The 23,089-nt window shown below is 67.7% G+C and carries 16 protein-coding genes and 2 pseudogenes; 17 read left to right on the forward strand and 1 reads right to left on the reverse strand.

Annotated features, from left to right (window positions below):
• The first annotated feature begins 272 nt into the window (after positions 1-272).
• The 3 genes from AC5P99_RS12800 (at position 273) to pncB (ending at position 3,293) form a co-directional block, all read left to right on the forward strand.
• Positions 273-1,124 (forward strand): glycosyltransferase family 2 protein, encoded by an 852-nt coding sequence (locus AC5P99_RS12800; protein ID WP_049451371.1) that lies wholly within the window; start codon positions 273-275, stop codon positions 1,122-1,124.
• Complete coding sequence (locus tag AC5P99_RS12805) at positions 1,121-1,960, forward strand: glycosyltransferase family 2 protein (RefSeq protein WP_495213215.1); 840 nt, start codon at positions 1,121-1,123, stop codon at positions 1,958-1,960. Before AC5P99_RS12800 ends, AC5P99_RS12805 begins: the two co-directional genes overlap by 4 nt.
• A gap of 154 nt (positions 1,961-2,114) precedes the next feature.
• Positions 2,115-3,293, forward strand: a complete 1,179-nt coding sequence (gene pncB / locus AC5P99_RS12810; RefSeq protein WP_088436097.1) for a nicotinate phosphoribosyltransferase — start codon at positions 2,115-2,117, stop codon at positions 3,291-3,293.
• 10 nt (positions 3,294-3,303) lie between these two features.
• Here the strand turns inward: pncB and AC5P99_RS12815 are convergent, their stop codons facing one another.
• The gene (locus tag AC5P99_RS12815; protein ID WP_044569511.1) at positions 3,304-3,669 is read right to left on the reverse strand and encodes a hypothetical protein; all 366 of its coding nucleotides are present in this window, start codon (positions 3,667-3,669) and stop codon (positions 3,304-3,306) included.
• A 459-nt stretch (positions 3,670-4,128) separates the two neighbouring features.
• Here AC5P99_RS12815 and AC5P99_RS12820 point away from each other — a divergent pair.
• The 14 genes and pseudogenes from AC5P99_RS12820 to bcsZ all read left to right on the forward strand — a co-directional run bounded on the left by AC5P99_RS12820 (position 4,129) and on the right by bcsZ (position 23,025).
• Positions 4,129-4,668: pseudogene (locus tag AC5P99_RS12820) on the forward strand (fimbrial protein).
• Positions 4,669-4,753: 85 nt separating this feature from the next.
• On the forward strand, positions 4,754-5,482 hold the full coding sequence (locus AC5P99_RS12825) for a fimbrial biogenesis chaperone (RefSeq protein WP_088436096.1): 729 nt from the start codon (positions 4,754-4,756) through the stop codon (positions 5,480-5,482).
• Between the two features lie 92 nt (positions 5,483-5,574).
• Complete coding sequence (locus AC5P99_RS12830) at positions 5,575-8,139, forward strand: fimbria/pilus outer membrane usher protein (RefSeq protein WP_099529822.1); 2,565 nt, start codon at positions 5,575-5,577, stop codon at positions 8,137-8,139.
• Positions 8,130-9,164 carry a fimbrial protein gene (locus AC5P99_RS12835; protein ID WP_005408041.1) on the forward strand — a complete coding sequence of 345 codons (1,035 nt, stop codon included), beginning with the start codon at positions 8,130-8,132 and terminating at the stop codon, positions 9,162-9,164. Before AC5P99_RS12830 ends, AC5P99_RS12835 begins: the two co-directional genes overlap by 10 nt.
• Before the next feature lie 213 nt (positions 9,165-9,377).
• Positions 9,378-10,916: a BcsE family c-di-GMP-binding protein gene (locus AC5P99_RS12840; protein WP_164221753.1), complete on the forward strand. Its 1,539-nt coding sequence runs from the start codon at positions 9,378-9,380 to the stop codon at positions 10,914-10,916.
• On the forward strand, positions 10,913-11,092 hold the full coding sequence (bcsF, locus tag AC5P99_RS12845) for a cellulose biosynthesis protein BcsF (protein WP_033836073.1): 180 nt from the start codon (positions 10,913-10,915) through the stop codon (positions 11,090-11,092). Before AC5P99_RS12840 ends, bcsF begins: the two co-directional genes overlap by 4 nt.
• Positions 11,089-12,720, forward strand: a complete 1,632-nt coding sequence (gene bcsG / locus AC5P99_RS12850) for a cellulose biosynthesis protein BcsG (protein WP_049451375.1) — start codon at positions 11,089-11,091, stop codon at positions 12,718-12,720. Before bcsF ends, bcsG begins: the two co-directional genes overlap by 4 nt.
• Positions 12,720-12,899 carry a cellulose biosynthesis protein BcsR gene (gene bcsR, locus AC5P99_RS12855; protein WP_049451376.1) on the forward strand — a complete coding sequence of 60 codons (180 nt, stop codon included), beginning with the start codon at positions 12,720-12,722 and terminating at the stop codon, positions 12,897-12,899. Before bcsG ends, bcsR begins: the two co-directional genes overlap by 1 nt.
• On the forward strand, positions 12,896-13,651 hold the full coding sequence (gene bcsQ / locus AC5P99_RS12860; protein ID WP_049451377.1) for a cellulose biosynthesis protein BcsQ: 756 nt from the start codon (positions 12,896-12,898) through the stop codon (positions 13,649-13,651). Before bcsR ends, bcsQ begins: the two co-directional genes overlap by 4 nt.
• Positions 13,651-13,830, forward strand: a pseudogene (locus tag AC5P99_RS12865) (hypothetical protein); the annotation flags it as partial. The gene bcsQ and the pseudogene AC5P99_RS12865, both read left to right, overlap by 1 nt.
• Positions 13,831-14,443: 613 nt before the next feature.
• Positions 14,444-15,967, forward strand: a complete 1,524-nt coding sequence (locus AC5P99_RS12870; RefSeq protein ID WP_495213216.1) for a glycosyltransferase family 2 protein — start codon at positions 14,444-14,446, stop codon at positions 15,965-15,967.
• Positions 15,964-18,327, forward strand: coding sequence for a cellulose biosynthesis cyclic di-GMP-binding regulatory protein BcsB (bcsB, locus tag AC5P99_RS12875; protein ID WP_223017027.1), 2,364 nt, complete (start codon positions 15,964-15,966; stop codon positions 18,325-18,327). The genes AC5P99_RS12870 and bcsB overlap by 4 nt, the downstream gene beginning before the upstream one ends.
• Positions 18,327-21,908: a cellulose synthase complex outer membrane protein BcsC gene (gene bcsC / locus AC5P99_RS12880; protein WP_495213217.1), complete on the forward strand. Its 3,582-nt coding sequence runs from the start codon at positions 18,327-18,329 to the stop codon at positions 21,906-21,908. Before bcsB ends, bcsC begins: the two co-directional genes overlap by 1 nt.
• Entirely contained in the window at positions 21,892-23,025 is a 1,134-nt protein-coding gene (gene bcsZ, locus AC5P99_RS12885; protein WP_049451380.1) for a cellulose synthase complex periplasmic endoglucanase BcsZ, read from the forward strand. The genes bcsC and bcsZ overlap by 17 nt, the downstream gene beginning before the upstream one ends.
• Positions 23,026-23,089 lie beyond the last annotated feature (64 nt).

Raw genomic sequence — 23,089 nt, forward strand, 5'->3', positions numbered from 1 at the left:
CGGCGACCGAGCTTACATGGGTGAGGGCGCTTTGCTTGCGAAGCACTGCTTCGCAAGCGCCCGAACGCACAGCCGCCAGCGGCTGGGCCGGGCCCCGGAAGGGGGACTTGCAGCGTCCCCCGCAACCGGACCCACCCCGCCATCCGCCAGGAACCCAGCTTTTGCTCCGGCTGTTGCTTCGGCTCTGGCTCTGGCCTCTGCCGGTGCCGGGTGCAACCCGGCCGATACCCTCCCAGTGCTAGGCTGTGGCTAACGACAACCACGGAGGCGGGATGGGGGCGATCGTGTTGTTGCCGCTGTGCGTGGACGATGCCGCGCTCGACCGCTGCCTGGCCGCACTGGATGCCGGCACCGCGCCGGGCACCGCGGTCTGGTTGGCCGACGATGCGCAGACCGGGCCGCGCGCGCAGGCGGTGGTGGAACATTGGTTGGCGCATACGCCACTGCAGGCCGAGTACACCCGCCGCGCGCGGCCGCTGGGCGAGGTGGCCCACCTGGACGAGATGTTGCGCGCCTGCGATGGCATGGACGTGGCGGTGCTGGCACCGGACAGCGTGCCCGCGCCGGGCTGGCTGCAGCAGCTGCAGGACACCTTCGCCCGCGATGCCGCCATCGCCACCGCAACCCCGTGGTGCAATGCCGGCGAAACCGCTGCGTGGCCACGGCTGGGCGAAATCAATCCCGAACCCCATGATCCGGCCCTGCTGGCGCATACCTGTGCCACATTGCCAACCCTGCACCCCGAGCTGCCGTCCGCAGTCACCCATGCGGTGCTGGTGCGGGGCAACGCGCGTCGACGTGCCGGCGGCCTGGACGTGGACAGCTATGCCGGCTGGAACGCGGCGCTGGTGGACCTGAGCCTGCGCATGGCCGGCCTGGGATGGCGCAATGTGCTGTGCGAGACCGCCTTCGTCAGCCGGGCAGGGGAGGCGATCAGCCGTGATGGCGATCTCGAGGCCCTGGCCGCGCGCTGGCCGGGCTGGGTGCCTAGGCTGGCCGACTTCCTCATGCACGATCCGCTGCATGGCCTGCGTGCCGACCTGCAGCAGCGCATGCGGCAGGCGATAATGCCGAAGGAACAGGGCGACCTGTTCGTCCCGTCCGCGCCGGAGCCACCCGTTTGAATGTTGCCATCGCCGCCATCGTCGTCACCTACCAGAGCGGCAGCACCATCGATGCCTGTCTCTCGCGCCTGCGCCAGGCGCGGGACGTGGCCGAAATCCGGGTGATCGACAACGGCTCGATGGATGGCACGCTGGATATCGTGCAGCGCCATGCCAGCCACGACCCGCGCGTGCGTTTTGTCGGCAATCCGGACAATCCCGGCTTTGCCGCCGCAAACAACCAGGGGGTGGCCGATTCGCACAGCCCGTGGCTGGCCTTCATCAACCCGGACCTTATGGTCGAGCCCGATACTCTGGCCGAGCTGCGCAGCCGTGCCGAACGGTTGGGGGATTGCCTGCTGGGTGTCGAACAGCTGGACGAGCATGGCCATGCGGACGAGGCCGTGCGCCGTCGTGATCCGGATTTCCTGTTGATGCTGCGTTCGCCCGGCAAAGGCTCGAAGCTGTCGGTCCCGCGCGATCCGCAGCAGGCGCTGCAGCGGGTGCCGGCGTTGTCTGGCGCGCTGCTGCTGATGCCACGTGCGCTGTTCGACCGCATCGGTGGCTGGGACGCCGGCTATCGCCTGCACGCCGAAGACCTGGACTTGTGCCGGCGCGCACGTGAGGCTGGCGCGGTGGTGGCGATCGCCAACGACCTGCAGGTCACCCATGTGCGCGGTGTCTCCAGCCGCTCACGGCCGTTCTTCGTCGAATGGCACAAGCACAAGGGCCTGTGGCGCTATTTCCGGAAGTTCGAGGCCAGTCAGCGTTCGCTGCCGGTGCGCGTGGCGGTGTGGGGCGCGATCTGGGCGCAAGCCCTGATGCTGGTGCCGCGCCTGCTGCGCAGGTCGTTGTAGAACCGGAAGGGCATCCACGCATGGCGTGGATCTACCAATGCCGTTCCGCGGAGAGCCGAGCCCACGCTCGGCTGCATGGATAGGGTCATCCACGCATGGTGTGGATCCACTGGCCGCGCCCCCGGTTCACCCTGCTGGGCGCATAATCCGCCCCATGCCTATCATCCAGTCCCTGCTCGACACCGACCTGTACAAGTTCACCATGATGCAGGCGGTGCTCCACCAGCACCCCGGTGCCCAGGTGCAGTACCGGTTCAAGTGCCGCACGCCCGGCATCGACCTGGCCCATTACATCGACCAGATCGACGAAGAGATCGACCACCTGTGCAGCCTGCGTTTCAGCGACGCGGAGCTGGATTACATGCGTGGCCTGCGCTTCGTGAAGCCCGACTTCGCCGATTTCCTCGGCCTGTTCCACCTCGACCGCAAGTACATCCAGCTGCGCGCGTCGAAGGCCGTGCCCGGCGAGATCGAACTGGACATCACCGGCCCGTGGCTGCACACCATCCTGTTCGAAGTGCCGCTGCTGGCGATCATCAACGAAGTCTGGTTCCGCAACACCACCACCGCCGACTTCGCCGAAGGCGAGCGCCGCCTGCAGGCCAAGGCCGCGCTGCTGCGCGATACCCCCGGTTTCGAACAGTGCCGCATCGCCGACTACGGCAGCCGTCGCCGCTACTCGCGCGACTGGCACGCGCGCCTGCTGCCGCTGCTGCGCGATGCGCTCGGCCCGCAGCTGGTCGGCACCAGCAACGTGCACTTCGCCCGCCTGTATGGCATGACCCCGCACGGCACCATGGCCCATGAGTATCTGCAGGCCTTCCAGGCGCTGGGCCCACGCCTGCGTGACTCGCAGGTGGCGGCGCTGGAATCGTGGGCACGCGAGTATCGCGGCGACCTCGGCATCGCGCTGTCCGACGTGGTCGGCCTGGATGCGTTCCTGCGCGACTTCGATATGTACTTCTGCAAGCTGTTCGACGGTGTCCGCCACGATTCGGGCGATCCGTTCGACTGGGGCGACCGCATGCTGGCGCACTTCCAGCAGCGCCGCGTCGATCCGCGCAGCAAGGTGCTGGTGTTCAGCGATGGGCTCGACATCGCCAAGGTCATGCGCCTGTACGACTACTTCCGTGGTCGCTGCCAGGTCGCGTTCGGCGTCGGCACCCACCTGACCAATGATCTGGGTCCGACGCCGCTGAACATCGTGATCAAGATGGTCCGCTGCAACGGCCAGCCGGTGGCCAAGCTCAGCGATTCGCCGGGCAAGAGCATGTGCGACGACCCCGGCTACCTGGCCTACCTGCGCCAGGTCTTCGAGCTGCCGCCGGCGTAAACACGTCGGCTTACAGGTAGTCGACCACCACCAGGTAGGCACCCTGCAGCGGCTGCTGCTTCGAAGCCTGCACGCTGTAGCGCTCGGAGAAGGCGATATCGCCGGCGCGCATCGCGCTGGCCGACACCGACAGCTTCTGCCCCTGCCGCTTGCCGTCGCGCAGCGTCGCGGCCTGGCCATCGGCCAGCGCCGTCACGGCCACCGTCGAGCCCTTGGCCGACGGCGGGCAGGCCGCCAGGCTCAGCTCGCCCTGGGACAGGTTGGTCGTGCAGCCCGGCTCGGCGATACGGCCGCTGAAACGAATGCTGCCGCTGCTGGCCTGGGCCAGCGCACTGACGGACATCAGGGCCACGCACAGCAGAAGGGAGGTTCTCATGACACGTTCTCTGGTTCGGTGTGTCCTAGTTAGCGACAGGTTCGATCCGTCTTTAATAGGACGATTCCGAATCTGCTAGGGCCATCACCAACAAAGAGTGATGCGCATCAAATAAGGTGATCTCCACCTTAAAAAGGCCTGTTTCCGCGCATGCCGAACGCGCCGCCAGGTGCGTCATGCAGGGTCGTTTGTGGCCTGATCCGGCCACCGTCAAATTCCTTGCGCTCCCCCAACCATGATTTCGCATAACACGTCACATTTGAGGCGTCAATGAATTGGCGTTCAGAAAAATAATGAGACTTTCATCACAGTTGTGCCTATACTTGCGTCACGGATTCAGGGGAAGGTATGTCCGAGTCCGGCCACAGGTGAGACGCAAGGATGGGTCTTGATAGCCCGGCAGTGCTCCTTGCTTCCTCCTCTACTTCTCATCTCTTCAGTAGGGTTAGGTAAAAGCGAATGCACAAGATCAACCTCATTGCCGCTCTGATGCTGGCCGCCGCTCCGCTGGCCGCCAACGCCGCCGACGGCACCATCACCTTCAACGGCAAGGTGACCGACAAGACCTGCACCATCTCGACCCCGGGCGGCAAGGACTTCGCCGTCAACCTGCCGACCGTGTCCAAGAACACCCTGGCCACCGCCGGTGCCGTCGCCGGTCGTACCCCGTTCGCCATCAACCTGACCAAGTGCAGCGCCGGCAACGTCGCGACCTACTTCGAGCCGGGTTCGACCGTTGACTTCAACACCGGCCGCCTGCTGAACTAGGCCTCGGCCAACGCTGCCACCAACGTGCAGCTGCAGCTGCTGGGCTCGAACAACCAGGTCCTGCCGATCAAGGCTGCCGGCGCTGGCCTGGCCCAGACCAACTCGCAGTGGGTCACCGTCGGCACCGACGGCTCGGCCGACCTGAACTACTACGCTGAGTACTACGCCACTGCCGCCGCCACCCCGGGCGACGTCACCAGCAGCGTCAAGTACACGATCATCTACAACTGATCGTAGCCGTACCCGCACTGGCCGGCGTACGCGCCGGCCAGTGCATCGCGGCCCCTGGCCACATACCTCGAGCGTAGTACTTCCGATGAAAGCATTCTTTCCCCGGGCGCTGCTGCTGGCAGCGTTCACGCTGCCCTTCTGCCAGAACGCTCTGGCCGGCGTGGTGGTCAATGGCACGCGAGTGATCTATCCGGCGCAGGCGCGCGAAGTCACCGTGCAGGTCGACAACGTGGGCGATTCGCCGGCGCTGGTGCAGGCCTGGATCGACAGCGGCGACGCCAACCAGACCGCCGATACCAGCGATGCCCCGTTCGTACTGACGCCGCCGATCGCGCGCGTCGAGCCGGGCCGCAGCCAGGCGCTGCGACTGATCTTCTCCGGCGCGCAGTTGCCGACCGACCGCGAGTCGGTGTTCTGGCTCAACGTGCTGGATGTGCCGCCGTCCCCGGACAACGCTGACAGCGGCGAACAGAATTACCTGCAGGTCGCGTTTCGTTCGCGCCTGAAACTTTTCTACCGGCCGCAGGGCCTGAAGGGCGTCGCCAACGATGCACCGGCAGCGCTGCGCTGGACCCGCAATGGCGACCGCCTGCGGGTGGAAAACCCGAGCCCCTTCCACGTCACTCTGGCCGAAGTACATGCCGTGAGCGGCAGCAGTGAAAAGGCCGTCGAGGACAAGGGCGCGATGGTCGCGCCGAAGCAGAGCCTGGAGTTCGCCGCACCGGCGGGCACCGACCAGGTCCGCTTCATCACCATCAACGACTACGGCGGCCGGGTGGAACACACCATCCGCCTCGGCAGCACCGGGGGCTGAACGCGCCGCGCCGGCCCCTGGCCTGCGCATCCCGCCACCGCCGCTGTGCGGCGAATTGAAGGAATGTCAGTGTGATCGGAAACAGATTGACATTGTCGATCCATCAGGCGCTTTGCCTGTTGGTTGCTGGCGTGGCCTGCCCAGGATGGGCGCTGGCTGCCCCGGCCAATCTCGGCGAACAGGCGCTCATGGCGCAGAGTGGTGCGGCCAATGCGCGTGCACCCGAATCGGCGCAGTTCAACTCCAGCTTCCTGTCTGGCCAGGCCAAGCAGGTGGACCTGGCGGCCTTCAGCAACGGCAACCCGATGGTGGCCGGCAACTATCGTGTCGACGTGTACGTCAACGGTGCCTGGCAGGGCCGTCGCGATCTGCAGTTCAAGGCCGATGCGCAGGGCCGTGTCGACGCCTGCCTGCCGCTGCCGATGCTGGAAGAAATGGGCGTGGACAGCGAGGCCGTGCTGCTGCAGCAGGATCCGTCCGTGCCCACCGACAAGACCAGCTGCGTGCCGGTCCAGCAGCGCATGGCCAACGCCTATGGTGTCTATGACAGCGGCAACCTGCGCTACGACCTGAGCATCCCGCAGGTGTTCCTGCGCCGCGAGGCGCGTGGCTACGTCAACCCGGCGCTGTGGGACCGTGGCATCAACGCCGGTTTCGTCGGTTACAGCTTCAATGCCATCGACAGCGACAGCCGCGTCGAAGGTGGCCAGCGCAACCGCAGTGCCTACCTCGGCCTCAACGCTGGCATGAACCTGGGTGGCTGGCAGTTCCGCCACGATTCGAACCTGACCTGGTCCGAGGGCGACGGCCGCCATTGGCAGAGCATCGCCACCTATGCGCAGCGCGGCATTCCGCAGGTGCGCGGCATGCTCACCATCGGTGAGGCCTACACCACCGGTGAACTGTTCGATTCGATCGGTTACCGCGGTGCCAGTCTGGCCAGCGACGACCGCATGCTGCCCGATTCGCTGCGCGGTTACGCGCCGGTCGTGCGCGGCATCGCCGAGACCAACGCGCGCATCGAAGTGCGCCAGAACGAGCAGCTGATCTACTCCTCCACCGTGTCGCCGGGCAGCTTCGTCATCGACGACCTGTACCCGACCGGCTACGGCGGCGATCTGGAAGTGAGCGTGATCGAGGCCGATGGCCGCCGCCGCGAATTCAAGGTGCCGTTCGGTTCGGTGCCGCAGATGCTGCGGGAAGGCGTGTCGCGTTACTCGCTGACGGCCGGCCAGGTGCGCAACAAGCTGCTGGCCGATGAGCCGTGGCTGGTGCAGGGCACCTACCAGCGCGGTATCGGCAACCAGCTGACCCTGTACGGTGGCAGTGCACTGAGCGATGGCTACCTGTCGCTGCTGTACGGCGTCGGCCTGTCCACGCCGGTCGGCGCATTCGCTGCCGACGTCACCCATGCGCGTACCTCGTTCGATCACTACGGCAACCACACCGGTGCCAGCGTGCGCTTGAGCTACAGCAACATGATCGGCGAGACCGGGACCAACCTGACCCTGGCCGCCTACCGCTATTCGACCGAAGGCTTCTACAGCCTGCAGGACGCGCTGTACGGCCGTGATTCGGACAAGCGCGGCATCGATCCGACCACCCGTGGCCGCCAGCGCAGCCAGTTCCAGGTAACGCTGAACCAGCCGCTGGGCCGTCGCGGCGGCGCGCTGTACGTGACCGGTTCGGTGCGTGACTTCTACGACCGTTCCGGCACCTCCAAGCAGTACCAGGTGGGCTACAACAATGCCTGGCGCTCGGTGAACTACGGCTTCTCGGCGCTGCGCACCGAAGAGGGCGTGCTGGGCCGTTCCGACACCCAGTACCTGTTGTCGATGAGCGTGCCGCTGGGTCGTGGTTCCCACCCGGTGTCGTTCAGCGCCGATCTCGGCGTGCGCGACCGCGGTGGCTACGACAACAGCCGCGTCGGCATCACCGGTTCGGCCGGTGTCGACAACAACTTCAGCTACGGCGTGGCGCTGTCCGATTCCCGCGAAGGTGGAACCACCGCGGTCGGCAACGCCGAGTACCGCAGCCGCTACTCCGCGTTGAACGCGACCTACAGCCACTCGCGCGATTTCCGCCAGGCTTCGGTCGGTGCCAACGGCAGCGTGGTCGTGCATCCGGGCGGCTTCACCTTCACCCCGCAGCGTGGCGACACCATGGTGCTGGTGGAAGCGCCGGGCGCACGCGATGCGATCGTCAGCAACGCCCCGGGCCTGCGCGTCGATGGCCGCGGCTACGCGGTGGTCCCGTACGTGTCGCCGTACCGCCTCAACACCGTCACCCTCGACCCGCAGGGCATGGCCCACGACGTCGAGCTGGAAAGCACCAGCCAGTCGATCGCGCCGTTCGCCGGTGCCATCAGCTACCTGCGCTTCGATACCCGCAAGGGCAACGCGCTGCTGATCCAGGTACGCAACCCGGATGGCCGCACCATGCCGTTCGGTGCGCAGGTCAAGGATGAGCAGGGCCAGCCGGTGGGCATGGTCAGCCAGGGTGGCCGCCTGTACGTGCGCAGTGAAAAGAACCAGGGCCGCCTGCTGGTGGAGTGGGGCGCCGGCGCCGACCAGCGCTGCACCGTCGATTACCAGGTTCCGGCGGGCGCCGATGCGTCCAGGACCGGCTTCATCCCGCTGGAGGCAGCATGCCGATGATCTCTTCCCGTGGCCGCAAGGCGCTGAGTGCGGTGGCCATATTGGCTGGTATTGCCGTGGCCAGCCCCGCGTTGGCGACCTGCTACATCACCCAACAGGGCTTTGTCGCGCAGGACGTGCAGATGGACATGGGGCAGATCGTAATCCTGCCCAGTCTGCCCGTCGGTGGTGTGATCAAGGAGCTGATCGTGCCTATCAACCAGCGCGACAGCATCGGTTACTGCGATCGCTGGGGCGGTAGTGCCAATGGCCGTTTCGTCAACGCCGCGCAGCAGAACGCGGTCCCGGGTTTCAGCAACGTCTATGCCACCGATGTAGCCGGGGTGGGCATTCGTGTCTATCGTGATTCGGGCACCATCCAGACTTACTACCCGCATACCCTGCAATTGGGGGGCAGCCGGACGTTGACCCTCAACGGTGGCCGCTTCCGGGTGGAGCTGATCAAGACCGCCGCGCAGACGGGCTCGGGCATCATCGCGCCTAACGGCCGCTTCACCACCTATTATCTCGACGGCGACGGCCCTGGCCGTCCGGAACTGACCTCGACCTTCAAGGGCTCGGGCACCACCGTGGTCAGCCCGACCTGCGAAGTGCAGGCCGGCAGCCGCAATATCGCCGTCGATTTCGGCAGCGTGCCCAATACCACTTTTACTGGTGTCGGTTCCAAGGCCGTCGACCGCGATTTCGAGATCCGCCTGAACTGCCAGGGCAGCAATGTTGCGCAGTACCAGAGCAAGATCGGCATCCGCCTCGATGCCGATCAGGACAGCTCGAACATGCCGGGCGTGCTGAAGCTCAGTGCGGCCACCAACAGCGCCACCCGCATCGGCATCCAGATGGTCCAGCGCGATGGCACCACCGAGCGCGAAGTCCGCTTCGGCCAGACCGTCAATGTCGGTACCACCACCCCCGGCACCAGCACGATGACCTTGCCGCTGCGCGCCCGCTATGTGCAGACCCAGGCCGGCACGGTGGGTGCTGGTGTCGCGAACGGCCAGGCCACCTTCACCATCCAGTACGAGTAGTACGCGCTTTCCATTGCTGAGTTTCGAGCCTCACGTCGCCCGTTCTGCGGGCGGCGTTGACTGCGTCTTGATCCCGCAAACGTGAAGATCGGGGCTATCATTGCCGTACAGAAACATGAATGTGATGTACGTCATGGAAATGACCTCCTTTTCACCGCAATGCCTCCACTGCCGGGCTTCCCGCCCGGGTGAGGGGCAATGAAAGGATCCGGCGTGCCAGCGACCCACCTTGCCATTGCCGGATTGCCCGCCGAGTTCGTCGGGATGCGCAGCGGAGGCCTGTACTGGGTGGTGGCTGCCGGCAGCGCGCCGACGGACCTGCTCGGTGCCGGCGTGCTGGCCACGGCCGACGCACTGGACGAGGCCGTGCTGGTCACGCTGGGGCGGGGGGCCGAAGCGATGCTGGCGCTGCTGCCTGCCGACCAGGGACCGGCCCGCCTGCGGCTGTTCCAGCGCTCGCACCACGGCATGCAGCAGGCGTTGCGCGGGCTGATCGGCGATCTGCCGCGCACCGCCTCGGCGCGTACCCGGCTCAGCCTGGTGCAGTTCCCGGTGGCGGCGCTGGACGGCTGGGATGATGCCCGCCTGGCGCGCTGGTGCCAGCAGCTGCAGGAATGGGCCGTGCAGGCGCAGCAGGTGCTGCTGTTGCTGTGCCATGGCGAAGTGGCGGCGCTTGCGCCACGTCTGCTGGCGTTGAACCGCAGCTGCGCCGGCGTGGCCCAGCTGCATCCGCATCGCGGCGCCCTGCAGCTGCTGCTGCATTACTGGTCCAACAGTCATGGTGTGGTGGCCCAGCGAGCGTTCGGCGTCGAGCAGGAAAGCCGAGGGCTGCGCCATCTGGCCGAGGCCGATGCCGCCGGGACGGCGATCGGTTCGGCCAGCGGCAGTGACCGCGATGTCTACCTGGCCCAGACCGAAGTACTGGAAGGTGCGCCGCCACTATCGGCGGCCTGGCGCCTGTATGACGGCTGGGGCGGATTGCTGCCCGCCGCGCTGCAGGCGCGCGAGGCCACCGTGGTGCTGGCCATCGACGAGAATGCCCAGGTGGATGCACTGGCCCGCCTGCTGCACCGCCTGCGCCGCGAACGTGGCAACGCATTGAAACTGGTGGTGCGCGAGCTGCAGCCCTGCCTGCGCTATGCCGATGAGCGCCTGCTGATGCAGTGCGGCTGCAGCCTGGTGGTGCCCGCCGACACCCCGTTGCCGCGTCTGTTGACCCTGCTGGAAACCGTGCAGCGTCAGCGTTGGCAGGGGCAGCTGGCTGAAGATCCAGAGCCGCTGATCCGTGCGCATCGACCGCCTTCGGTGAGTGGCCTGGTCAACGCCGCACGATTCCGTCAGGTCGCAGGTGAACGCATCGATCAGGATGGCAGCGCGGTGGAAAGCGCCGTGCTGGCGCTGCAGCCGGTGGCCGGCCTGCGTGCCGAGCAGACCCTGCAGCAGCTGCGCATCCGCCGCCAGGGCGATCTGGCCTGCGTCTATCGCGGGCAGGTACGGCTGTTCCTGTTTGGCTGCCGGCGTGATGCGGTCGAGCAGGCCCTGGGCAATCTGTTCCGCCTGCCCTGGCGCGAACTGTTCGATGGCTACCAGCGTCTGGCCGAGTACGACATTGCAGCGATGAATGCACGCAGCAGCGATCCGGAGGCCGAGGTACTGCCTGAAGCCCCTGCGGTCCTGCCGGCCGTGGCGCCGGCGCTCGAGGCGCCGGTTCTCACCGCCCCGAGGCCGCTGCGACTGGGAGATCGCGCATGACTACCGACCAGCAACTCTGGACCCTGATCGTCGCCTGCGCACTGGTGATGATTCCCTTCGGTGCCATGCTCGGTACGCTGTGGCGCGGGCTGCGCCGCCGTGTCGCGCGCTGGCTGCCGCCCCGCCACCTGCGCCGTGCCGGTGTGCGCCAGCGCGCACCGCGGAGGGCGGCATGAGTCCGCAGGCAGTTCCCGCATCTCCCTTTGCCTGGGCCGACCTGCGCGGCTGGAACCTGTATTTCCTGTCCAAGGTGGTACTGGCCTGGATGGGCGCGCTGGATCTGAAGATCCTGCCCAACCTGCTGTTCCTGGGCGCGCTGCTGATTCCACTGCGCTGGCGCTGGGCACGCATCGCGCGCACTGTCGTCGCGGTACCGGTAGGCGTGGCCCTGTACTACCAGGACACCTGGTGGCCCCCGTTCCGGCGCCTGTTGGTGCAGCCTGGCGTGCTGGACTTCTCGGCGGACTACTGGCTTGAGCTGGCCCAGCGCTTCATCAACTGGCAGATGGTGGCGGTGCTGGCGATGCTGGTGCTGGCCTACGTACTGCTGAAGCCGTGGCTGCGCATCACCACCCTGAGCGTGCTGGGCATGCTTGGCCTGGCAGTGATGGCGGTACCGGTGCCGGCGGGCTGGAACTGGGGGCAGGGTACCGCCACCGCGGCTACCGCCAGCGCCGGCGGCACCCCAGGTGGCGGCCTGCCGCCGGCCAACAACGAGACGCTCAATGCATGGCTGGCCAGCTTCTACCAGCAGCAGGCCAGCCTGAAGACCAGTTTCCCGGCACCGGGCAGCGGCGCGCCCTTCGACGTCATCATCCTCAACATCTGCTCGCTGGCATGGAGCGATCTGGATGAAGTGGGGCTGCGCCAGAACAACCTGCTCGATCGCATGGACGTGGTGTTCGACGACTTCAACTCGGCGACGGCCTACAGCGGTCCGGCGGCGATCCGCCTGCTGCGCGCCAGCTGTGGCCAGACCTCGCATACCGGGCTGTTCGATCCGGTGCCGGCCGAGTGCCAGCTGTTCTCGAACCTGCAGCATCTGGGCTTCCAGAGCGAGCTGGCGATGAACCATGACGGCCACTTCGACGATTTCATCGGTGAACTGCACCAGTATGGCGGGCTGCAGGCGCAGCCGATGGATATCAGCGCATTTCCGACTGCGCTGGTGGCCTTCGACAAGTCGCCGTTGCGCCGCGATGGCGATGTGCTGATGGCCTGGTGGAAGCAGAGGATGGCCGGTTCCAGCCAGCAGGTGGCGCTGTTCTACAACACGATCTCGCTGCACGATGGCAACCGTATCGTTGGTGCCGATGGCCGCTCCAACGCCGCCGACTACAAGGCACGTGCGGAAATGGTGCTGGGCGACATGGCCGGATTCGTCGACGCGGTGGAAAAGAGTGGCCGCCGCGCGATGATCGTGGTGGTGCCCGAGCATGGCGCGGCCCTGCATGGCGACCGCATGCAGATTCCGGGCATGCGTGAGATCCCCAGCCCGTCGATCACCCACGTGCCGGTGGGCGTGAAGCTGATCGGCATGGGCGCACCTGCGGCCGGCGGCCCGCGTCATGTCCCCGAACCGAGCAGCTACCTGGCGGTGTCCGAGCTGGTGTCGCGCGTGTACGCGCTGAACGCCCAGTCGCCGCCGAGCGAGCGCAACTGGGACAGCCTGCTGAAGGGGCTGCCGCAGACGCCGTCGGTATCGGAGAACGAAGGCGCCAAGGTCATCGAGTACGCCGGCAAGCCCTGGCTGCAGCTGCAGGGCAGCCAGACCTGGAGCCCCTACCCGGAGGAGGCCCGCTGATGCCTGCCGACATTCTTGCCGTGCCGGTCACGCTGTCCGTGGAAGAGGACGACATCGACCTGCTGCGCCGCAGCCTGGACATGCCGGGGCTGCCCTATGTGGACTTCTCGGCCCAGCGGGAACGCGCACGGGCACTGGCGCGCTGGCCGTTGCTGGCCGAGCTGGAGCCGCGCCGATGAACACCTTGCTGTCGCTGCAGGGCATCCATGGCGGAACCGGCGTCACCACGGTGCTGGCCGCGCTGGGCCAGGGCCTGCATGCCCAGGGGAAGCGTGTGCTGCTGGTCGAATGCAGCCCGGACCAGATGCTCGGCCTGCACCTCGGCCTGCCTGTCGACGTGGACACCGGCTGGGCGCGCGCACAGCTGGACGGTACGGACTGGCGTGATGCCGCCTACGCCGTCGCAGCAGGACTCGCGGTGCTGCCTTATGGTCGTGTCGACGCCGAGGCCGCGATGCGCATCGAACAGCAGCTGCAGCAGGCACCGGCCACCTGGGCCGAGCGCATTCCGCTGCTGGAGACCCAGTTCGACTGGATCCTGTTCGACCTGCCGCAGCGCCTGCCGGCGCACGCTGCGGCCATCAACCAGCACGCGCGCTGCACGCTGCCGCTGCGCCTGGCCTGTGTCGATCCGGTCAGCCATGTGTTCCTGCAACGGCAGCCGGATGACACCCGCCTGCTGCTGGCCAACCGCTACGATCCGGTCATTCCGGTGCAGCGCGACCTGATGCAGCTGTGGCTGCACGCGCACGGCGCGCGGCTGGTGCCGCAGCCGCTGCACGAGGATGCGCGGGTGCCCTCCGCACTGGCCAGCAAGCAGCCACTGGGGCGCTATGCGACCGATTCGCTGGCCGCTGCCGATGTCGATGGCCTGGTGCTGTGGTGTCTGGCCGAGGCCGCACGGCGCCAGGCCGCGATGGGGGCACGCTGATGGGCGCCCGCGTCTACTACCTGGGCTGGGGGCGCCTGCGCGAACGCGTGCATGCGTCCTGGCCGACCCGGTCGCTGCTGTGGTTGCTGCAATGCGTGGGCTGGGCATTCCTGCGCCTGGAAGGGCCAGCGTGGCAGGCACAGGCCCCGCGCCTGCGCAACGCCTTCCCGCAGATCCAGGGCGACCGTCGCTGGCGCCCTGGCGATCCACTGCGGTTGCTGATCCAGGCCATGTGGCTGTCGGTGGTGCGGTTGGTACCGCAGCCTTCGCTGAGGCGGCAACGGTTGGCCCAGGCCCGTCGCGAACGCATTGCCGAACTGCGTGGCGCGGCCGGTCGCGGCCGCCTGCGCTATCTGCGCGCGATGCGCGATGCGCCCAGTGAATTCTGGAACAGCCGTGTGGCGGCCTGGTTCGGCCGCAAGGTGGGCAGCCTGTCGCCACGTTCGCGGCATGTGCTGACCCTGCTGGTCGGGTTGGCCACGCTGGGGCTGGCGGCGCTGTGCATCACCCAGCCGTTCACCTATCTCGCGCAGTTCGTGTTCGTCTTGCTGCTGTGGGTCATCGCGCTGCTGGTACGGCGCATGCAGGGGCGCTATGCGACGCTGGTGCTGGTGGTGCTGTCGATCACCGTGTCCTGTCGCTACCTGTGGTGGCGCTATACCGCCACGCTGAACTGGAACAGCACCTTCGACCTGGTCTGTGGCGTGGTGCTGCTGGCGGCGGAAACCTATTCGTGGCTGGTGCTGATGCTGGGCTACGTGCAGGTGGCCTGGCCGCAGCGATCACCTGCCGGTGCGTTCGTTCCTGCAGATCACCTGCGGCTGGTTCCTGCGCGACCCGAAACTGGCGCTGGTGCAGACCCCGCACCACTTCTTCTCGGCCGATCCGTTCGAACGCAACCTGCAGGTGTTCCGCAGCGACCCCAACGAAGGCGAGCTGTTCTACGGACTGGTGCAGGACGGCAACGACCTGTGGAACGCGGCGTTCTTCTGCGGCTCCTGCGCAGTACTGCGGCGTAAGGCCATCGATGCCATCGGCGGGTTTGCCACCGAAACCGTCACCGAAGATGCACACACCGCGCTGCGCCTGCATCGCAAGGGCTGGAACTCGGCCTACCTGCGCATTCCGCAGGCGGCCGGCCTGGCCACCGACAGCCTCGGCGCGCACGTCAACCAGCGCATCCGCTGGGCGCGCGGCATGGTGCAGATCTTCCGCATCGACAACCCGCTGCTGGGCAAAGGCCTGAGCCTGTTCCAGCGCTTCTGCTACGCCAACGCGATGCTGCATTTCCTGGCCGGCATTCCACGCCTGGTGTTCCTCACCGCGCCGCTGGCGTTCCTGCTGCTGCACGTCTACATCATCTATGCGCCGGCGCTGGCCATCCTGCTGTTCGTGGTGCCGCACATGGCCCACGCCAGCCTCACCAACGCACGCATCCAGGGCAAGTACCGGCGGCCGTTCTGGGGCGAGGTGTACGAGACGGTGCTGGCCTGGTACATCGCGCGTCCCACCACCGTGGCACTGTTCAGCCCGGGCCGTGGCAAATTCAACGTCACCGACAAGGGCGGCACCCAGGCCGGCGACCGATTCGACTGGCGCGTGGCGCAGCCCTACCTGGTGCTGGCGCTGCTGAACGTGCTTGGCCTGTGCTTTGCCGTGTGGCGCTTCATGCACGGGCCGCTCGATGAACGCGGCACGGTGGTCGTCAGCTCGCTGTGGGTGCTGTACAACCTGCTGATCATCGGCGGTGCGCTGGCGGTTGCCGCAGAAGTACAGCAGGTGCGGCGCACGCATCGCGTCACCACCCACCTGCCGATGGCGCTGCAGGTGCCTGATGGCCGCCGCCTGCGCGGCGTGCTGCAGGACTATTCCAACGATGGCGTAGGCGTTGAACTCGGCGAAGACGCACAGCTGGCCGAGGGCCAGCGCGTGCAGGTGCTGCTGGGGCGGGGCCGCCGCGAATTCGCGTTCCCGGCGCGGGTGCAGCGCACCGTCGGCCAGCGACTGGGCCTGCTGCTGCTGTTCGAGGACGAACGCCAGCGCGTGGAGTTCGCCCAGTGCACGTTTGCCCGCGCCGATGCCTGGCTCGACTGGCACGCCGGTTACCAACCCAAGAGCCTGCCGCGCAGCCTGTGGAGCGTGCTGGTCCTGGGCTGGCGCGGCTATCGGCGGATGGGTGATTTCGCACCGTTCGACCTTGACCGCCCGGCACACTGGAACCGTCGCCTGCTGCGATGGCTGGCCAGTTTTGCTCCGCAACGTCCGCTTCCTTCCCACCCGGCTGACCCAGCCGCTGATCCAGGGCTTCGTCCATGACCCTTCCGTCCTCTCTGCGCTGGCTGCTGCTGCCCCTGCTGGCCCTGCCCGTGGCGTCAGGCAACGGCGCGCCTGCTCCGGCACCGGTCGCCCCTCCTACCACAGCGCCTGCCGCGCCGCCGGTGCCGAGCGTGCCGGCCGCGCCAGCCACCCCTCCCGCCGCCGGTGCCGAGCCCGCGCTGGCGCAGACCTGGACGGGCAGCGCCTGGCCCTGGCAGCGGCAGAACACCTTCGCGCAGCTGGGGCGTCGCCAGGACACGCTGTTGTCGGGGGTGCGCAACGCCACCACCTTCGAGTTCCAGGTCCGCCGTGACCGCCTGGTCCGCGATGCCGAGCTGGATCTGAGCTTCACGCCGTCACCGTCGCTGTTGCCGACCCTGTCGCACCTGCGGGTCTACCTCAACGACGCGATGATGGGCGTGGTGCCGATCAGCAACGACCAGCTGGGTCGCCCGGTGCAGGCCAAGCTGCCGCTGGACGCGCGCCTGATCGCCGATTTCAACCAGGTCCGGCTGGAGTTCGTCGGCCACTACACCGACATCTGCGAAGAGCCGACGCACAGCTCGCTGTGGGTCAACCTGTCCAGCAACAGCACGCTGCGCCTGGGCGGCCAGCCGCTGGCGATGCAGGACGACCTGGCCAACTTCCCGCTGCCGTTCTTCGATCCGCGCGATACCGCACGGCTGGAACTGCCGGTGGTGTTCGCTGCCGCACCGAGCCTGGCGCAGCAGCGTGCGGCGGCGGTGATGTCCTCGTACTTCGGCAGCCTGTCCGGCTGGTGGCGCCAGGCGCGCTTCCCGGTCAGCTTCGGCACGCTGCCGGACAAGGGCCACGCGGTGGTGCTGGCGGTCAACGGCAGGTTCCCGCCAGTGATCGCCAACCATGCCCCGGTCAAGGGCCCGGTGATCGAACTGATGTCGCTGCCGGAAGACCCGCAGCGCAAGCTGCTGCTGGTGCTGGGCCGCAACGATGACGACCTGCTGAAGGCAGTGGCCGCGATGGCGGCCGGCAACGTGCTGTTCCGTGGTCGCCAGGTCAGCGTCGACGAGATCAAGCCGCTGGCCCCGCGCAAGCCGTACGACGCACCGAACTGGGTGCGTACCGACCGTGCCGTCCGCTTGGCCGAACTGCTCGATTACCCGCAGCAGCTGCACGCCAACGGCGTGTCGCCGCAGCCGATCACGGTCAACCTCAACCTGCCGCCGGATCTGTTCATCTGGCGCAACCAGGGCATTCCGCTGAACCTGCGCTACCGCTACACGCCGCCGTTCGGCAGCGATGAATCGCGGCTGGGCGTGGCGATCAACGATCAGTTCATCTCCAGCTTCCCGCTGGTGCGTCGCAACGGCAAGCAGGGCCTGGAGGAAATCCGCCTGCCGGTGCTGGCCGGCGATGCCGGTGCCGACGACGGGCGTCTGCTGATTCCGGCGCTCAAACTGGGCGACCGCAACCAGCTGCGGTTCGATTTCAACTTCGCCAGCGTGATGGGCAGTGCGCAACGCGACCACTGCCAGACCGTGCTGCCGCCCAACCTGCAGGCAGCGATCGAAGAAGACTCGACCATCGACTTCTCCGGCTTCCATCACTACATGGGCCTGCCGGACCTGTCCGCATTCGCGCTCAGTGGTTTCCCCTTCACCCGCATGGCCGATCTGTCCGAGACCGTCGTGCTGGTGCCCTCCAGCGCCAGCGAAGCACAGGTCAGCCTGCTGTTGAACCTCATCGGTGGGCTGGGCGTGCAGAGTGGCTACCCAGCCTATGGCCTGCGCCTGTCCGATGACTGGAAGCAGGCCAGCGCGCTGGATGCGGACCTGCTGATGCTGGGCGCCCTGCCGGCCGAACTGCGCGGCAGCCAGCAGCTGTCGCTGCTGATCGATGACCAGCGCACGCGCCTGCTCAACGGCCAGTCGCCGTCGCCGCAGCAGGCGATGGAACAGGCCCGCCGTGGCAGCCGCGATGGCGACCCGGCGGTGACCGAAGTGGCAGTGAGCGCGCAGGCACCATTTGCCGCGATCATCGGCATGCAGTCGCCGAAGCATGCGCAGCGCAGCATCGTTTCGCTGGCCGCCAGCAATGCCGCCGACTACGGCCTGCTCGACGATGCACTCAGCGATACCGGCAAGCGCGAAGCCATCGCCGGTTCGGTGGCGATCCTGCGTACCTCGGGCATTCACAGCCAGTTCGTCGGCGATCACTACTACGTTGGCGCGCTGCCGTGGTGGCTGCTGCTGTGGTACCACCTGGCCGATCACCCGGCGCTGCTGGCGGTGCTGGCCACGGTGGTGGTGATGATGGTCGCCTTCCTGCTGTGGCGCACGCTGCGCTGGGTCGCGGCCAAGCGCCTGGACCCGGGGCACTGATGGTACGTACGCGGCATCCGCTGATCACCGCTTCCGGCCTGGTCCTGTTGGGACTGGCCGGTGCCGGGCCCTGCGCGGCGCAGGCCTTGCCCGATACACCGGGCGGAACCGTCGCCGAGCAGCGCCAGTGGCTGCTGCAGCAGGTGCGCATTGGCGAGGCCACCGGCCGCCAGAGCCTGATCGAAGACGCGCTGGCGCGGCTGCGCATGCTGGCACCGGATGATCGCGGCACGCTGGTGGCGATCCTGGAAGTGCAGCTGTCGCAGCAGAAGCTGCAGGATGCCGAGGCGACCCTGAAGCGCCTGCGCGAGATCGGCACGGGTACCCGTGAACTGGCCGCCGGCGAGCGCCTCTGGCAGGCTTATCGCGGTGACCTGCAGCAGGATCTGCAGCAGGCGCGTCTGTTCGCTGCCGGTGGTCGCAGCGCCGAATCACTGGCGATCTACCGGCGCCTGTTCAACGATGATCCGCCCGGCCTGCAGCTGGGCCTGGAGTACTGGCGCCTGCGCGGCGCCCAGGCGGATGGGCGTGCACAGGCGATCCGCGCGCTGAGCGAACTGGACCGCAGTTATCCGGGCAATGTGCCATTGCTGCAGGCGCTGTCGCAGATGCTGTTCGCTGCCGGCCGCGATGCCGAGGCGCTGGCCGCGCTGCAGCGCATGGGGCGCAATCCGGAAGCCCGCGGCATGGCGGCGGATGCCGAGTGGGGCTACCTGAAGGATCAGCCGGCCGATGACCGCAGTGTGCGCAGGCTGCAGGACTTCATCACCCGCAACCCGACGTTTGCCGACATCGCGTTGGTGCGCGAGCGCTACACCGACCAGCACAAGCGGGTCAGCGACCCGGCGTGGCGCGCCGGCCTGCGCGGCCAGCAGTTGCTCGATGCCGGCCGCAATGAAGAAGCCGAGCGCGCTTTCCTGCAGGCGCTGCGCGGCTATCCGCGCGAGCCCGACCTGCTGGGTGGGCTGGGCATGGCGCTGATGCGACAGGGCCGCCGCGAGCAGGCCATCAACTATTTCCAGCGTGCGGTCCAGGCCACCCTGGCCGGTGACAGCAACGACAAATGGCGTGACCTGATTGCCAGCACCCGCTACTGGCTGCAGCTGGACCAGGCCGATGCGGCGCTGGCGGCCGGCCGGCTGGACGAGGCCGAGCGACTGTATGCGCAGGCGCGTCGCCAGCAGCCCCGCGACGTCACTGCTGCACTGGGCCTGGTCGACGTGGCCGTGGCCCGCGGCGATGACGCTGCAGCCGAACGCCAGTTGCAGGTTGCCCGTCGGGTGGCGCCCAACGACGCCAACGTGGTCCGCAAGCTGGTGCAGCTCTACGGCCGCACCGACCCGCAGCGGTTGGAAGCCTTCATCAACGCGTTGCCTGCCGCCCAGCGCAGGTTGTATGCCGAAGACCTGCGCCAGCTGCAGATCAGTCGACTGCGTGAACGCCGCGAGCAGGCGTTGGCTGCCGGTGATGCAAGCACCGCGATCACGCTGGGACAGCAGCTGCGCGGCGAACTGCCGGGCGATGCATGGCTGGCCTATGCGCTCGGCAACGAGCTGCGCGCCGCCGGCCGGCAGGAGGAGGCCGACGTGGTGGTGGCCGGCATGGCCACGCACAACGACAGTGCCGAGGCGCGCTACGCGCAGGCGCTCTATCTGTCGGGATCCGATCGGCTGCCGCAGGCGCTGGCGGTGCTCGATGGGCTGCCGCAGGCGCAGTGGGACGACGACATCCGCGCGCTGTCGGCGCGCCTGCAGCGGCAGCAGCTGGTCGATCATCTGTGGGATCTGCGTGCGCAGGGCAGGGAGGCCGAAGCCATCGCGCTGCTGCAGCAGCAACCGTCCAGCACCGACAATGATCTGCTGATGGCCGAGTGGGCGCGCCTGCGCGGCGATCATGCGCAGGCACTGCACTACTACCAGCGCGTGCTTGTTGCACAGCCGGACAATGTGGATGCGCAGCTGGGCCAGGTACAGGCCTGGATCGGCACCGGCGATCTGGCCAGCGCACGCCGCCAGATGCACGACGCACCGCCGGCAGTGGACGATGCCGGGATCGGCCAGCAGCGCCAGCTCGCCACCATCTGGACCGACCTGCGCGAGGACACGAAGGCCCTGGCGATCCTGCGCGCGCTGCTGGCGCGCAAGGCCGGGCCCGATGCACAGTCCTGGCGTGACGCGGCACGACTGGTGCGCCGCGATGATCCACAGCAGGCGCTGGACATGTACGCGCAGGCGATGGCCGACAACGGCCTGTTGGCTTCCAGCCAGGCCACGCCGCGCGACAACCGCGCGCTGACCCTGGCCAGCCGCGAGACCGCAGGCGACGACTGGTTGCGGCGCAGCCTGCGCAGCGACGTGGAAACCCTGTACCAGCAGGAGAACCCCACCCTGACGGTGATGCAGGATACGGGCCGCCGCAGCGACGGCACACCCGGCATCTCGCGGCTGTCGCGTGATACCCGCATCGCGCATCTCGACGCACCGTTTGCCGGTGGCCTGGGCTGGGCGCGCATCGAACAGGTGAGCTTCGACGCCGGCCGCTTCCAGACCGACGGGAACGGCGCCTACGACGAGGATTTCGGCAGCTGCGACCTGGATCTGCTGCAGGCCGACAACAGCCGCCTGCGCGCACCAGGGTGCACCCGTTTCGTCCATCAGCGGCGCACCTCCGGCGCTGGCTTCGCCGTCGGCTGGCGCACCCTGGACGACCGCTGGAACCTGGATATCGGCCACACCCCATCCAACTACGTGGTCGGCAACTGGCTCGGCGGTGTCACCCTCAATGGCGACCTCGGGCGCTTCGGCTGGGGCGCCACGGTGTCGCGGCGGCCGATGACCAATTCGCTGCTGTCGCAGGCCGGCGCGGTTGATCCGCGCAGTGGCATCAGCTGGGGCGGCGTCACCGCCAACGGCGTGACCTTCAGCCTCGGCTACGACCAGGGCGGCCGTGATGGGGTGTGGTCGAACTGGAGCTGGCATCGGCTGACCGGCCACAACGTGGCCGACAACACCCGCGCACGCGCGATGGTGGGCTGGTATCACAAGCTGATCCAGCGCCCCGACATGCGGCTGGACGTGGGCACCACCGCGATGTACTGGCGCTACCAGAAGGACCTGGGCGGCTACTCGCTGGGCCAGGGCGGTTACTACAGTCCTCAGCGCTATGCGTCGCTGAGCCTGCCGGTCAGCTTCGCCTGGCGCAACGACGTGTGGTCGGTGCGCGTGGATGGCTCGGTCAGCGTGTCCAGCGCGCGCACGTCCTCGATCAGCCGCTTCCCCGACCAGGCCTTGATCGATCGCGTGATCGAGCAGCTGGAGCCGCAGTATGGCCCGCTGCGGCTGGACGAGGCCGGCCTGTATACCGGCGACAGCCGGAGCACCGGCACCGGCTACCGCCTGTACGGCGCGGTCGAGCGCCGCCTGGGCGACCACTTCGTGCTTGGCGCCGCCGGCACCCTGCAGCGCAGCCGCGATTTCTCACCGAACTCGTTCCAGCTCTACCTGCGCTACACCGTCAAGCCCTGGCAGGGAAACCTGCCGTTGCCCGTATCGCCACTGGTGCCATATGGCGAGTTCCGCTGACCTGCAGCGACGGCGCCTGCTGCAGGCGGCCGCCACGCTGCCGCTGCTTGGCTGGCGCCATGCGCAGGCCGCGCCCGCAGCGCGCTGGCCGGCCTGGCAGGTACTGGTCGAAAGCAGCCTGAGCCGCGACGGACGCATGATCGATCGCAGCCAGGACGATCAGCGCAGCACTTCCGAAGGCCAGTCCTATGCGTTGTTCTTCGCCCTGGCCGACAACGACCAGGCGCTGTTCGACCGCATCCTGGGCTGGACCCAGGACAACCTCGCCGGTGGCGACATGCGCCAGCATCTGCCCGCCTGGTTGTGGGGGCGGGATGACAAGGGAAGCTGGCGGGTACTGGACGGCAACCCGGCCTCGGACTCCGATCTCTGGCTGGCCTACGCGCTGCTGGAAGGCGCGCGGCTGTGGCGGCGTCCCGCGTTGAAGGCCATCGCCGAGGGCATGCTCGCGCAGGTGCGGGCACGCGAGATCGTGGACCTGCCCGGGCTCGGCCCGATGTTGCTGCCGGGCCCACAGGGATTCACCGAAGGGGACGCCACGCGGGTCAACCCCAGCTATCTGCCACTGCCGCTGCTGCGCCGCTTTGCAGTGGAGGATCGTAGCGGGCCGTGGCAGGCGCTGGCGCGCAACAGCGTGCAGCTGTTGCAGCAGACCAGCCCACACGGGTTCGCACCGGACTGGGCGGCGTGGAAAGGCGATCGCTTCGTCGTCGATCCGGTGCGTGGCGCGGTCGGCAGCTACGATGCCATCCGCTGCTACACCTGGGCAGGCATGACCGCACCGCGCGATCCGTTGTTCCGTGCGCAGCTGGCGGCCCTGTCCGGGCCGCTGCAGCGCCTGCGCAGTGGTGCACCGATGTGGGAGAAGATCGACACCCGCAGTGGCCAGGGGCAGGGTGAAGGCAACTACGGATTCCGCGCTGCACTGCTGCCGTATCTGATCGCGCAGGGCGAAGCGGAGCGTGCCGATATATTGTTGGCCAGTCTCCCCAGTACGGAGCAGCAGCGTGCTGACGCACCGGCCTATTACTCGCAGATGCTGGCGCTGTTCGGTCGTGGCTGGGCCGAAGGACGATGGCGTTTCGCCGCCGACGGCCGCCTGCAGCCCAAGCGCTGAGCGTGCTATCCGCCGGGCATGGCCCGGCACTACCGATGGGATCGGATCCCATTGCGCAGCAATG

The sequence above is a fragment of the Stenotrophomonas sp. YJH_SMC_80 genome, from assembly GCF_059372495.1.